Annotated in this window: 12 protein-coding genes and 1 pseudogene; 6 read left to right on the top strand and 7 right to left on the bottom strand. The window is 71.6% G+C overall.

Features of this window, described 5'->3' with window-relative positions; all coding sequences use genetic code 11:
- Positions 1–1,465 (bottom strand): annotated as a pseudogene (locus tag G3I40_RS15825) (hypothetical protein); the annotation flags it as partial.
- An 85-nt stretch (positions 1,466–1,550) separates the two neighbouring features.
- On the opposite strand from G3I40_RS15825, the gene G3I40_RS15820 reads away from it, so the two are divergent.
- On the top strand, positions 1,551–2,978 hold the full coding sequence (locus G3I40_RS15820; protein WP_343244941.1) for a hypothetical protein: 1,428 nt from the start codon (positions 1,551–1,553) through the stop codon (positions 2,976–2,978).
- A gap of 91 nt (positions 2,979–3,069) precedes the next feature.
- Here the strand turns inward: G3I40_RS15820 and G3I40_RS15815 are convergent, their stop codons facing one another.
- The 3 genes from G3I40_RS15815 to G3I40_RS15805 form a co-directional block, all read right to left on the bottom strand.
- Positions 3,070–3,270 (bottom strand): hypothetical protein, encoded by a 201-nt coding sequence (locus G3I40_RS15815; protein ID WP_164302803.1) that lies wholly within the window; start codon positions 3,268–3,270, stop codon positions 3,070–3,072.
- 371 nt (positions 3,271–3,641) lie between these two features.
- Complete coding sequence (locus tag G3I40_RS15810) at positions 3,642–4,427, bottom strand: ABC transporter permease (protein WP_164302802.1); 786 nt, start codon at positions 4,425–4,427, stop codon at positions 3,642–3,644.
- 226 nt (positions 4,428–4,653) lie between these two features.
- Positions 4,654–5,316 carry a DUF4097 family beta strand repeat-containing protein gene (locus tag G3I40_RS15805; RefSeq protein WP_164302801.1) on the bottom strand — a complete coding sequence of 221 codons (663 nt, stop codon included), beginning with the start codon at positions 5,314–5,316 and terminating at the stop codon, positions 4,654–4,656.
- 256 nt (positions 5,317–5,572) lie between these two features.
- Here G3I40_RS15805 and G3I40_RS15800 point away from each other — a divergent pair, with 256 nt between their 5' ends.
- Both G3I40_RS15800 and G3I40_RS15795 read left to right on the top strand, forming a co-directional pair.
- Complete coding sequence (locus G3I40_RS15800; protein WP_164302800.1) at positions 5,573–6,295, top strand: helix-turn-helix domain-containing protein; 723 nt, start codon at positions 5,573–5,575, stop codon at positions 6,293–6,295.
- 89 nt (positions 6,296–6,384) lie between these two features.
- Positions 6,385–6,780: an OB-fold domain-containing protein gene (locus G3I40_RS15795; protein WP_164302799.1), complete on the top strand. Its 396-nt coding sequence runs from the start codon at positions 6,385–6,387 to the stop codon at positions 6,778–6,780.
- Between the two features lie 47 nt (positions 6,781–6,827).
- Here the strand turns inward: G3I40_RS15795 and G3I40_RS15790 are convergent, their stop codons facing one another.
- Entirely contained in the window at positions 6,828–7,916 is a 1,089-nt protein-coding gene (locus tag G3I40_RS15790; RefSeq protein WP_164302798.1) for an alpha/beta hydrolase, read from the bottom strand.
- Positions 7,917–8,036: 120 nt separating this feature from the next.
- Here G3I40_RS15790 and G3I40_RS15785 point away from each other — a divergent pair, with 120 nt between their 5' ends.
- Positions 8,037–8,774 carry a TetR/AcrR family transcriptional regulator C-terminal domain-containing protein gene (locus G3I40_RS15785; protein ID WP_164302797.1) on the top strand — a complete coding sequence of 246 codons (738 nt, stop codon included), beginning with the start codon at positions 8,037–8,039 and terminating at the stop codon, positions 8,772–8,774.
- A gap of 46 nt (positions 8,775–8,820) precedes the next feature.
- Here the strand turns inward: G3I40_RS15785 and G3I40_RS15780 are convergent, their stop codons facing one another.
- Positions 8,821–9,984: an acyltransferase gene (locus G3I40_RS15780; protein WP_164302796.1), complete on the bottom strand. Its 1,164-nt coding sequence runs from the start codon at positions 9,982–9,984 to the stop codon at positions 8,821–8,823.
- A 291-nt stretch (positions 9,985–10,275) separates the two neighbouring features.
- On the opposite strand from G3I40_RS15780, the gene G3I40_RS15775 reads away from it, so the two are divergent.
- Both G3I40_RS15775 and G3I40_RS15770 read left to right on the top strand, forming a co-directional pair.
- The gene (locus G3I40_RS15775) at positions 10,276–11,076 is read left to right on the top strand and encodes an alpha/beta hydrolase (RefSeq protein WP_164302795.1); all 801 of its coding nucleotides are present in this window, start codon (positions 10,276–10,278) and stop codon (positions 11,074–11,076) included.
- A gap of 4 nt (positions 11,077–11,080) precedes the next feature.
- Complete coding sequence (locus tag G3I40_RS15770; protein ID WP_164302794.1) at positions 11,081–11,857, top strand: MerR family transcriptional regulator; 777 nt, start codon at positions 11,081–11,083, stop codon at positions 11,855–11,857.
- 6 nt (positions 11,858–11,863) lie between these two features.
- On the opposite strand, the gene G3I40_RS15765 is transcribed toward G3I40_RS15770, so the two are convergent.
- Positions 11,864–12,514 (bottom strand): phosphopantetheine-binding protein (locus G3I40_RS15765; protein ID WP_239091765.1); only part of this gene is annotated, 651 nt, incomplete at its 5' end.

The following is a 12,514-nucleotide window of genomic DNA, read 5'->3' as shown; positions in this document are numbered from 1 at the left end:
CGCGGGCGGCCCCGGACGCGGGTGCGGGCACGGTGCCCGCCGCGTGCGGGCCCGCTCTGGTGGCGGCGACGAACGGGGCGAGCGCGGTGGTGATGAAGTGCGTCGGGTCGTACGCCTCGTCGAGGCTGTCCACGACGACGGTGACGGGGTCGCCGGGGCGGGCCAGGAACTCCTCCAACGCGCCCTGCCAGTCGCCGAGTTCGTCGCCGGCGGGGCGCAGGCCGAGGGCGTGGCCGAGCTGGCGCAGCGCGGTCAGGGAGGTGTGGTTGCGGGCCGAGACGGCGGCGGTGACCGAGCCCGCGGGCGGGATCGTCTCCGGCGGGCCGTCGAAGGCGGTCCGGTAGCGGTCCTCGGCGCGAAACAGCGGATCGCTGAGCGTCACCACGCGGCCGAGCAGCGCCGACTTCCCGGTGCCCGCGCTGCCGGTGACGATCATCGCGCCGCGGGGCCGCTCGACGAAGCCCACCAGGATCCGGTTGAGGGCGGTGCGCCCGGTGAAGTACCAGCCGCCGTCGGCCTGGTCGAGGCGGCCGCTGGCCTTCTCCAGCCAGTACTCCAGCTCGTCGAAGGTGACCGCGACATCGCTGACCTCGGCCTTGGCGACGCGCGGCGCCGGGTCGTAGCCGGGGTTGGGCAGGGCGGGGGTGCGCTCGTGCTGCCACTGGGTCAGCAGCGGCTGGGGGATGTTGACGCGGGCGGCGGCGCGGCGGGCCCGGCGCCGCACGGGCCGCTCCTCCTCCAGGAGCTTGGCGGCCCGGTTGAGCAGCTGCGTGAACTCGCTCATCGTCAGGTGCGGGTGCGCGATCTGCTCGCTGGTGGTGGCCAGCAGATGGGCCCGCGACAGCACCCGGGCCAGCTCCAGGCCGAGCACCTGGCGCCCGCGCTCGGTGGTGGCGAGCACGTTGAGCCGGGCCTCTTCCTTGCGTACGGGGTCCAAGTCGTCCTGCAGCGTCACGAGTTCGCTCTGCACGGCCGCCGACTCGCACATGTTCAGGATGACCAGGACGTCACGGGCGTGGGAGTCCAGGGCCGCGTAGGCGAGCGTGCTGGTGGGCACGGCGGTGGCGAGCAGCCGGGCGTCCCGGGTGGCGGGCAGCCGCAGGTAGTGGCGGGCGGACTTGGCGGTGAGTCCGTGCCCGCTGACGAAGAGCACCAGGGGCTTGTCGGCATCGCCCTCGCGCACCCCGCTGCTTTCGAGGTACGCCTCGACGTCGTGCCGCGTCGACAGGGGCGAGCCGTCCGGGTTGCGCGACAGCTGCCAGGAGAACTCGCCGCCGTGCCGGGGCCACCACAACTCCAGGGCGGCCAGCTGCTGTTCGAGCGCGTCGTCGAAAGCGGGGTCCCCGTCCGGCACGACGAGGCCGACCAGCAGACCGCGCGGCTCCCCCGCGTGCGGCCCGCGCGGCCATTCGAGCCCCTCCGGTGCGGCGGCGACAGCCACAACCGGTCCCCGTGGCTTGCTCATCTTCTCTATTGTCCCGTCCATGGACTCCCAGCGACAGGTCCCGGCCTCACAACCCGCCTCCATCAAGGGAGAGTTATCACAGCATGTGACGCAGGATGCGGTCGTCATCGTTCCCGGCATCATGGGCAGCGAGCTGCGCGAGACGGCGAGCGGTGACGTCCTGTGGGGCCTGTCGGGGGCGGGGTGGCTGCTGCGGGCGTGGACCCGCAAGGACGGCCTCGCCCGGCTGCACATGACGGACGACGAACTCGCGGGCAAGACGGGGCGGGTGACGGCCACCCGGCTGCTGCGCCACGGCACCTGGACGCCGTACCTGCGCGGTCAGGAGCCGTACACCGATCTGCTGGAGACCGTGCGGGACTACGTCGCCGACCCGGCCGCGATCTGCGCGTTCCCCTACGACTGGCGGCTGCCGGTCGCGGTCAACGGGCGGCTGCTCGCGGAGCGGGCCCGTGAGCACCTCACGGCCTGGCGCCGCCACCCGGCCCACCACGCGGCGCTCGCGCACCGCGCCGACCAGCGCCCGGCCGAGCTGGTCTTCGTCGCGCACTCGATGGGCGGCCTGGTCACGCGCAGCGCCCTGGACGGCACGCACTTCGACGACCTGGCCGCCGACACCCGCACCGTCATCACGCTCGGCACCCCCTTCCACGGCTCGGTGAAGGCGGCCGTCATCCTCAACAGCGGCCGCGGCGCCCCGGTCCCCCTCCCCCACGCGCGTCTGCGGGCGCTGTGCGCGACGATGCCGGGCCTGCACGACCTGCTGCCCCAGTACCGCTGCGTACGCGAAACCGGCGACACCGACGTACGCCGCCTTCAGGTGTCCGACGTCACCGCGCTGGGCGGCCACCCGGACCTGGCCCGGGCCACGCTCGACTTCCACGCGGGCCAGCGCCACGTCCCGCTCCCCGACCACCGCACGGTCGTCGGTACGCGCCAACCCACCTGGCAGAGCCTGGAATTGACGAACGGTCAGATAATTCCGCACGAGGACGGTCCGCGCCCCAACTCGGACGGCACGCTCGTCCGCGACCGGCACGAGCGGGTCCAGTACTTCACGGTGAACGGCGACGGCACGGTCTACCGGGACGCCGCGGCGCTGTCCGGGCACGTCTCCACGGTTCCCCTCCAGCACGGCGACCTGGCGCGTGCCGACAGCGCCCTCGACACGGTGACGGACATCCTCCTGGAGGACCTTCCGCAGGGCATTCCGCTGGGCGAGCCCGGCTGCGGTCTGACGGTCCCCGACCTTGCCGAGGCGGGCGCCGAGTGGCCGGCCGTCGCCGAACACACCGACTCCGTCCAGGGTCTGACCTGCACCCTCACGAACACGGAGACGGGCGAGCGACGCCCGGCAGCGCTGCAGATGCGCGACGGCCGCCCCACCGCCACGCTCTCGGCGCACTCCCCCGGCCTGTACCGGGTCGAGCTGCACACGTACGACCGGTACACGATCAGCCAGTTGGTGCTGGTGACGGAGCCGGGGGCGGGCCTGACGGAGACCGACGGCTGAGGCGGGGCCGACGGTTCCAGGTACGGGCCGGGTACGGGTACGGGTTCCCGGCTGGTCTGGGCTCGTAGGGCGCTTCGCCGCCGGTGAGGTCTTAGGCGGAGCGGCCCTGGGGGCGACGGTTGCCCCGGACGCGCCGCTGGACGGGAGCGGGCTGTTCCTCGGCCTCCTCCTGTTCCACCGCTTCGTCGTAGCCCTCGGGGAACGCGGGCGCGACGAACAGGCCTTGCCACTGCGGCTGCGAGGAGCGCAGCTGTCGGCTTTCCGCGCGGCGGTCCAGCTGAGATTCGGGCATGCATCCTTCAATCACTCGGCATCGCCCGCGCTGTCGAACGTGCGCGCGGGAACCCGCTCAGGATGACACGTCCGAAAGGGCTTGCCCGCGCAGTGAGCGCGGAGCGTGCTCAACAATCTTCTCGGCGTGCGGGAAGGACGCTCGTGCGGCGAGCGCGGGAGACGAGCGGGGGCGGACCCGGGCCGTGGACGGATGACCCGCGTGCCCTGCCGGGAGCGGCCGGTCGTGGCCCCGGGGTCCCTGGGAGCGATCGGCTGCGGGCCGTCCCCGTCCATGAACGAGGGCGGCGCACTCCGACGTGGTGTCGGTGTACGCCGCCCTGGGGCGGAGCAGGGTGGTGGGGGCGCCGGCCCGCGCTGCCGGGCCAACGCCTACTTCTGGTCGCTGCGGAACGTCGTGGCCGACCAGCGGTAGCCGAGGACCGCGAGGCCGACGCACCAGGCAAGGGCGATCCACCCGTTGTTGCCGATCCCGGTGCCGAGCAGCAGGCCGCGCAGCGTCTCGATGGCCGGGGTGAAGGGCTGGTACTCGGCGATCGGCTGGAACCAGCCCGGCATCGAGTCCGCCGGGATGAACGCGCTGGAGATCAGCGGCAGCAGGACCAGCGGCTGGGCGCTGTTGGCGGCGGCCTCGGCGTTCGGGCTGGCCAGGCCCATACCCACCGCGATCCAGGTGAGGGCGAGGGAGAACAACGCGATCAGGGCGAAGGCGGCGAGCCATTCCAGGACGCTCGCGTCGGTCGACCGGAAGCCGATGGCGACCGCGACCGCGCCGACCAGGACCACGCTCATCAGGCACTGCAGGACGCTGCCGACCACATGCCCGACGAGGACGGACCCGCGGTGGATGGCCAGGGTGCGGAAGCGGGCGATGATGCCCTCGTTCATGTCGGTGGCGACGGAGACCGCGGCGCCGATGACGGTGCCGCCGACCGTCATCATCAGGATCCCGGGGACGAGGTAGGCGACGTAGTCCGAGCGGTCCGAACCTCCGATGCCCGCGCTCATCACGTCGCCGAAGATGTAGACGAAGAGCAGGAGCAGCATCACCGGGGTGAGCAGCAGGTTCAGGGTGAGCGACGGGTAGCGGCGGGCGTGCAGGAGGTTGCGGCGCAGCATGGTCCGCGAGTCGCGCGCGGCGAGGGAGAGGGTGCTCATCGGACGGACTCCTTGGGCGTGGTCCGGGTGGGGAGCTTGTTGTCGCCGGTGAGGGCGAGGAGAAGGCCGTCGAGGTCGAGGTCGAGGTGTGCACGGTGAGTTCGTCGGCCTCGATGCCGGCGGCGTCCAACTGGCCGAGGATGAGGCGCAGTTCCCGGTGATGGCCGGGGCGGCCATGAGCGGTGCTGCTTCCGGGACTGCGCGGTCAGGGGGCGGGGGCCGGGGGTCAGAGGCTGCGGGCGGTGATGTCGCCCTGCGTGGTGGTGGCGTGGATGTCGAGGACGGTGGCGCCGTCATTCCTGAGGCTGTTGCTGACGCGGCCGAGGGTCGTGCCGGCGTCCAGGGTGGCGGAGACGCCGGCCGCGGCGGTGACGGTGATGTCGCCGGACTGGGTCTTCAGCGAGAGCTTGCCGCCGGTGGCCTCGGCGATTCGGATGTCGCCGCGGGCGGTGGTGATGTCGGCCGGACCGGTCAGGCGGCCGACCTCGACGTCGCCGTCGGTCGCGGTCAGGCGCAGGCTCGCGGTCTCGTCGACCTTGATCTGGCGGTAGGCGCCGTCGAAGGCGAGGTCGCCGAGGCGTCCCACGGAGCGCAGTTCGGTGGCGGCCGCCTTCACCTCGACCCGCGAACCGACGGGCAGCTGGACGGTGACCTCGACCGCACCGGAGGAACCGAAGCGCTGGTCGCCCTGGGGGCTCACGACCCGCAGCACGCCTTCGGCGTAGTCGACCGTGGTCTGCTCGGCGGCCTTCACGTCCCGGCTCTTCGCGGCGTCCGCGGGCCGGACCTCGACGGTGGCGTCGACGCGGTCGGCGGCGATCAGCTGCACCCGGCCGGCGGGGATGTCGAGGATGGCGGTGATCGGGGCGGTGGTGTCGAACTTCTGCATTGTCTTCTCCTTGTGAGTGCCGTTCAGCGTCCGTTCCCCGGCCGCTCCCGGCTGTTTCTGATGAGAGAAACGCTACGTAGCGTTCGAGATTTGCGCAATAAGGTTGTTGCATCGAACATCAGTAACTGCAGGTCAGGTGCGATATTTCATTGCAACGAAGCTGATGAATAACGCAACGCCACGCACTCACTCGTTGCATTGAGATGGAGATGAACGCTAAGGTCGACGACATCACCCGCACACGAAGGAGACCGCGATGCCCGGAGGCAGGCTCAGCCAGCAGGAGCGCCAGGAGATCGCGACGGGCCTGGCCGACGGCCTCGCCTACGCGGAGATCGCCAGGGCGCTCGACCGTCCCACCTCGACCGTCACCCGCGAGGTCATGCGCAACGGGGGCCCCACCTCGTACCGCGCCGACCTGGCCCACCGCGCCACCGAACACCGCGCCCACCGTCGCAAGCCCGCCGCGCCACCGAGCCACGAGGGAGCCACCGCACTCCCCCACGGCCGCGATCCCGAGGCGGTGCGCGAGTACGAGGAACTGTTCACCACCGTCATGATCCAGTCGGGTCTGCCCAAGATGATGTCGCGGGTGATGGCCAGCCTCCTGACCACCGACTCCGGCAGCCTGACCGCCGCCGAACTCGTACAGCGCCTCCAGGTCAGCCCGGCGACCATCTCCAAGTCCATCGCCTTCCTGGAGAGCCAGACGCTCGTGCGCAGGGAACGCGACGAACGCCGCCGCGAGCGCTACGTCATCGACGACGACCTCTGGTACCAGTCGATGCTCGCCAGCGCCAAGGCCCTCGTCCAGCAGGTCGAGGTCTCCCGCCAGGGCGTCGCCGTCCTCGGCCCGGGCACCCCGGCCGCGGCCCGCCTGGAGAACATCGCCCGCTTCCTCGACTACGTGGCCGAGAGCCTCACCCGCGCCGCGGAACAGGCCCGCGAGGTCCTCTACACCCCGCCCGAGACACCCTGACTCGACGGGCCCTTGAGTGCGCTCCTCCATCCTTCGAGCGGTACGCCCGCCGGACCGTGGGCCCCAGGCCGACCCGAGGATGTGATCGCGTGTCCCCCACTGCCGTCCCCCGCGCGCGCTCAGGCACCGGCGGCGTCCCCTCCCGCGGCGCACCCCTGCTGTTCCAGCGCTGTCGCTGGTGCCGCACGCCGTCCTTCCGCCGTGTGCTGTGCCCGGCCTGCGGCTCCGGCGAACTGGACGAGGAGCGCAGCGCGGGGCTGGGCGTCGTGCGCAGCGTCAAGGTCGTCCGCCGCCACGCCACGGCGCCGCTGGCCGTGGCCGTGGTCGAACTCGCGGAGGGCGTACGGATACGTGCCACCGTCGTCGGCGGCGGGTACCGCGCCGACGCGGTGTTCGTCGGGGACCGGGTCGAAGCGACGGGGCCTGCCGGTGCGCCCACGCACCGCCCGACCTTCCGGCTGTCCGAGACGCTCTTCGCGCGCTGAACACGCCGTCAGGGCCCGGGAGTCCGAGCCCGGGCTCCCGGCGGTGATCAGCACTTCCGCGACGCCTCGGCGTCGGGGAGGGTGGGCAGGACGCGAGTGAGCAGGAGGTCGAGGAAGAGCTCGGGCCGCTTGTAGGCGGCGAAGTGGCCGGCGTCCTCGATCAGGGTGAACTCCTTGACCGGGGCCTGGACGTCGTCGAAGAAGGCGCGGGCGCGGGCCGGTGTGTTGACCTGGTCGCAGGCGCCCTGGGCGATGAAGAACGGGACGTCGAAGCGGGTGCCGTCCGCCCGGTCGTCGAGGGCGACGGTGGTGGGCAGTACGGGCGCGGAGACCATGAAGCTTTTGAAGAAGGTGCCGATCTCGCGCAGGGAGTGCAGCGGCGAGTACCAGAGCGACTTCATCACCACGGACTTCATCGCCGCGAAGGTGTGCGGGTCGGTGGCGGAGGCGAAGCGGTTGAAGTGGCTGAACTGCTCGGCGCTCCAGGCTCGTTGGTCGGGCCCCATGTCCCGTACCGCGGCGAGTTCCTTCTTCTTGCCCGCCTGTTCGAGCCGGTCCAGCGTGGCGTAGTAGTCGGCGGTGTCCCGGCCGCCGTCGAAGATCTTCTGGTCGGTGCCGATGTAGGCGCCGACGAGGTCGGGGCGGCTGCGCGCGATGCGCATCGCCACAGCGCTGCCGAAGGAGCATCCCAGCAGGACGACCCGCCGCACGCCGAGACGTTCGCGTACGTGCTCCACAACCTCGACCGCGTCCTGCAGCATCCGCTCGAAGGTCATCTCGCCCTGCTTCTCGGCGCCGGAGCGGCGCAGGGTCTTGCCGGTGCCGCGCATGTCCCAGCGCACGAGGGTGACGTGGCGCTCCCAGTCGCGGGAGACGCTTGCCAGGATCGAGTGGGACGAGCCGGGGCCGCCGTGTAGTTCGACCATGACCGGGTTGGCGCGGTCCTCGCCCCGGACGCCGATCCACTGGTCGAGGCCGCCGATCCGGGTGAAGTACTGCTCGTCGATGCCCTGGCTGCCGGTGATGCGCAGTCGGCGCGCGTTGCCGGAGCGGACGATCGCCCGGCGGGTGAGGAGACCGGCCACGGGTGCGGCGACGGCGGTGCAGGCGGCGGCGGTGATGACGGTGGTGAGCATGGTGACCTCCGGAAAGCACGGACCCAGTAACTGTGTACGTCATACGCGGTTCGTTGTTGTGTATGTTATACGCAGTTGTTGGGTGGATGACAACACCGCTGTGCAAAGGAGGCCGTTACCGTGCCGGCGAACAAGGAGAGCGACCGGGAGCCGGGCGTCAGCCTCGCGCTGCTGTGGGGCGAGGCGGACAGCCGTCCGCGAAGGGGCCCGAAGCCGAAGTTCACCCCTGCTCAAGTGGCCCGCTGCGGCGTCGAGATCGCCGACGCCGAAGGGCTGGACTCCCTCTCCATGCAGCGGGTGGCCCAGATGCTCGGGGTCACCACGATGGCCCTGTACCGCTACGTCCCCGGCAAGCCCGACCTCATCGACCTGATGGTCGACACCGTGCTCAGCGACCCTCCCGACCTCGACCGCGTCCCCGGAGGCTGGCGCCCCCGCCTGGACGCCTGGGCTCGCGCCTGCCGGGACGTCTATCGCGCCCACCCCTGGATCCTGACCGCGACGGGCCTACGACGCCACGCGATGGGCCCGCACCAAGTGGCCTGGCTGGACACGGCCCTGGCCGCACTCGAACCGACCGGGCTCACCGCCCGCCACCGCCACGACGCCGCCATCCTCGTCCTGAGCCTCGTCCGCAACCTCACCCAGGAGGCCCTGGACAGCACACAGACGGGCGACGAGGAATGGAACCGCCTCACCACCCATCAGCTCACCGTGCACGCCGACCGCTTCCCCGCCCTCACCCGGGCCGTCGCCGAGGGAGCCTTCACCCCCACCGCCGACGACCCCCTCGCCTTCGGCCTCACCTGCGTACTCGACGGCATCCAAGGACTCGTGAACGCCGCCACCCACACCTGATCCGAGGCCACACCACGGCACGTCGGTTCGCCAGGACCTGAGGGCGTCAGGCCCAGAGCAGGCTGCCTGCCGCCAAGGCGACCGTGGCCAGGGCGGCGACCATCGCGAGGAAGGTCAGCCGCGTGTTCGCCGTCAGTACGGGCCAGGTGCGGACGGGGTCCTCGACGAGGCGCTTGGACAGGTACGCGAGGACCAGGGCCGACGCCAGGACACCCAGGCGCACGGGGAAGTCGAGGACTCCTCCGGAGACGGCGAGCGGCGCCAGGATGAGCAGCGGCCAGTGCCAGAGGTAGAGCGAATAACTGATGTCGCCGAGGAGTTGTACGGGCTTCGACGAGGTCAGCGGGGTGTGCCACTGCCGCTCACGGCCGCTGCCGGCGACGATGACCAGGGCCGCGCCCAGGGACGGGACCAGCGCCGCGGAGCCGGGGTAGGGCGTCAGCGCGGTGAACTGGACCGCCGAGCCGACGAGCGCGCCGAAGCCGACCAGGGAGGCGACGTTGGCCACGGTCCTGGGCAGCACGAGCCGGCTTCCGATCAGGGCGATGCCCGCACCGATCGCGAACTCCCAGACACGCACCGGGGTCGTGAAGAACGCCGCGTTCGCGTCCGCTTCGGTGAGGTGGATGCACCAGGCCAGCGAGACGAGTCCGAGTGCGGCGACGCCCGCGAGTCGGGCCGCGGGTGCGCGCAGCTTGAACAGGAGCAGCAGGAGCAGCGGCCACACGAGGTAGAACTGCTCCTCGACCGACAGCGACCAGAAGTGCACCAGACCGGTGACCTTGTACGGGTCGACGGGGTGAGCGCCGAGCAGCCAGTTCTGTCCGTACAGCGCGCTGGCCAGCACCTGGCGGGCGTAGTCCGCCCAGCGGTCGTGCGGCACGAGGGCGTGCACGGCGACGACGACGGTGACCAGTACCAGGAGCGCGGCGGGCAGCAGACGGCGTACGCGGCGGGCGTAGAAGTCCGCGATCCGTATCCGGCCGGTTCTGTCGATCTCGTGGGTCAGCTGCGCGGTGATGAGGTAGCCGGAGAGCACGAAGAAGGCGTCGACCCCGACGAAACCGGCGGTGAGCTTCATGGGCCACAGGTGGTGGACGACGACGAGACCCACGGCGAGGGCGCGCAGTGCCTGGATGTCCGGGCGGAAGCCGACCGTCACGGTGCGGGGCGTGGTGGGTCTTTCGAGCGTGGGTTGGTGGGTCGACATGGCGCTCCTAGGGCACTGGTCGGGTGTGAGCGTGCGGGAGCGGACCAGTGGCCTTGTGTCCTGGTCGCGCACCGGTACAAGGACGCTCGGCTCCCGGTGCTCGGGGAGTGTCGTCCTCGGGGGGACGCTCTCAGGGCCGGCTGGAGCGGCACACGGGGTGTGGTCGAATGCGGCTGGCGCGGCCGCGCGGCGCCGCACCGTGGTGCTGCGCCGGCACGTCGGGCCGGGCGGACGGATGTCGCGGATGTCACGGCTTGACCTTGACCCAAGGGCAGGGTGGACGCTTCTGCCATGACCAGTTCTGCTGCCTCACCCCGGACCGGCATGGTTCCCGTCGACGACACCGCCCTGTCCGTCACGGACTCGCGCGGCCCCGGCCGTCCCGTCGTCTATCTGAACGGCTCCTACGCGGATCGCCGGCCCTGGCGGCCGGTGATCGCCGAACTCGGCGCCGACTGGCGGCACATCACCTTCGACGAACGGGCGCGCGGCCGCTCCAGGCGGTCGGCGGACTACTCCTTCGAGGCGTGTCTGCGGGACATCGATGCCGTTCTGGAGGCGACCGGCGTGGAGCGGCCGCTGCTCGTCGGCTGGTCCTACGGGGCGGCGCTCGCGGCGCACTGGGCCGAGCGGAACCCGGACCGCGTCCTGGGGGTGGTGTGCATCGACGGCGCCATTCCGTACGGTCTGACCGGTGAGGAGGGCCGGGAGCGGATCCGGCGTCTGTTCCGCCGGATGCGGTTGCTGCTGCCACTGGTGCGCCCGTTCGGCATGGCCGCGCGGATGAGCGCCGACCAGCATGCCGACATCAACATCGAGGCCAACGAGATCAATGCCGCCGTCGCGCCGGTCCTCGACCGCGTGACCTGCCCGGTGCGTTACGTCCTCGCCACGGGTGCGAGTCTGGGCGGGGGACAGGAGGAGATGGAACTGATGCGGACCTCGCTCGATCCGGTGCTCGCGCGCAATCCGGACATCAAGGTGAGTGCGAAGGTCGCGAGCAACCACTCCAAGGTCCTGCGCAAGGACTTCCGGGCCATCGCCGACGCCGTACGCGAGACGGCTGCCGCTCACGACCGCAGGGCGCGCTGAGCGGATGGTGTACGGGCTCACGATCGGTCAGGCGGCCGCGTTCGCCGACGTCACGGTGAAGACCGTGCGTCACTACCACCGGCTCGGCCTGGTCGACGAACCCGACCGGGACGGCTCCGGCTATCGCCGGTACGGATCCCGCGACATGTTGCGGCTGGTCCAGGTGCGGACGCTGGCCGGTGCGGGCGTGCCGCTGGCCGAGATCGGCGAGCTGCTCGACGCCGGTCCCGAGCGGTTCGCCGCCGCTCTGGACGACGTCGAGCGGCGGCTCAACGACCGGATCGAGGAGTTGATCGAGCGGCGGGCGGTGCTGCACCGGCTGGCCGCCGGTGACCGGCTGTTGCTGCCCGAACGTGCCTGTGCGGCCCTGGACAGGCTGGCCGAGCTCGGTTTCGGTGCCGACTACGTGGACCTGCAGCAGGAGGCGCTGATCCTGGCCCGTGCCCTGGTGCCGGAGGTCTTCGACAGTTTCCTGGTGCAGATCGAGCGTCAGCTCGGCGACCCTGAGTACGTCGCGCTGATGAAGCGCTGCCAGGACGCCGAGTCGTGGGATCCGCACGACCCACGGCTCGACGAGCTCGCCTGTGCCCTGTCGGCCAAGCTGCTGGCCAACCGTGAACTGCTGTCGATGCCGTCCGCGTTCCGGGCCAGGCCCGACGCCGACGCCCGCTACGGGCTGATCAACCACCACCGGGAGGACCAGGCGCCGGCGGCCGCGCGGCTGAACGAGCTGCTGGAGGCGAACCTGCGCGCGGCCGGCGTCGACATCCCGCACCAGTGAGGGGGTTCACAGGACCGCGCCCTCCTTCGTCCTCCTGCGCAGCGTGGGCCTGCTGGACTGGGCGAGGTCCTTCCACATGTCCGACAGGCCGGTGATGGTGCGCGCCGCGAACAGCCGGCGGATCGACACCTCCTGGCTCAGTTCGGCGCGGATCAGGCCGACGAGTCTGATCGCCCGCAGCGAGTTGCCGCCGAGGTCGAAGAAGTCGTCGTCGATGCCCACGCGGTCCAGTTCGAGGACGTCGGCGAAGGCCGCGGCGAGGATCCGCTCGGTGTCGTTGCGCGGCGCCCGGTACGTGTCGTCGTCGAACCCGGGCTCCGGCAGCGAGGCCCGGTCCAGCCTGCCGGCCGCCGTCACCGGCAGCCGGTCCAGCACGGTGAACAGCGACGGGACCATGTGCTCCGGCAGCCGGCCCGCGGCGAACCGGCGCAGCTCCTCGCCCGACACGGCCCGGCCGCCGGCCGCGACCACGTAGGCCACCAGCCGTCGTTGCCCGGAGCCGTCCTGCCTGACGGCCACTGCCGACTGCGCCAGGCCCGTGTACGCGGCCAGCGCCTCCTCGATCTCGGCCAACTCGACGCGGACGCCGCGGACATCCGCCTGGGCGTCGGTGCGGCCCACGTACGCGAGACGGCCGTCGGCGCACCGGCGCACCCG

The sequence above is a fragment of the Streptomyces sp. SID14478 genome (genome assembly GCF_010548525.1).
Classification (GTDB): Bacteria; Actinomycetota; Actinomycetes; order Streptomycetales; family Streptomycetaceae; genus Streptomyces.
The sequence above is the reverse complement of the archived record's forward strand: the minus strand, read 5'-3'. Positions and strand labels throughout refer to the sequence as shown.

Coding starts and splice junctions, on each gene's coding strand:
- G3I40_RS15815 (WP_164302803.1), bottom strand. CDS start 3,270: ATGCCCGAATCTCAGCTGGACCGCCGCGCGGAAAGCCGACAGCTGCGC.
- G3I40_RS15810 (WP_164302802.1), bottom strand. CDS start 4,427: ATGAGCACCCTCTCCCTCGCCGCGCGCGACTCGCGGACCATGCTGCGC.
- G3I40_RS15805 (WP_164302801.1), bottom strand. CDS start 5,316: ATGCAGAAGTTCGACACCACCGCCCCGATCACCGCCATCCTCGACATC.
- G3I40_RS15800 (WP_164302800.1), top strand. CDS start 5,573: ATGCCCGGAGGCAGGCTCAGCCAGCAGGAGCGCCAGGAGATCGCGACG.
- G3I40_RS15790 (WP_164302798.1), bottom strand. CDS start 7,916: ATGCTCACCACCGTCATCACCGCCGCCGCCTGCACCGCCGTCGCCGCA.
- G3I40_RS15780 (WP_164302796.1), bottom strand. CDS start 9,984: ATGTCGACCCACCAACCCACGCTCGAAAGACCCACCACGCCCCGCACC.
- G3I40_RS15775 (WP_164302795.1), top strand. CDS start 10,276: ATGACCAGTTCTGCTGCCTCACCCCGGACCGGCATGGTTCCCGTCGAC.
- G3I40_RS15770 (WP_164302794.1), top strand. CDS start 11,081: ATGGTGTACGGGCTCACGATCGGTCAGGCGGCCGCGTTCGCCGACGTC.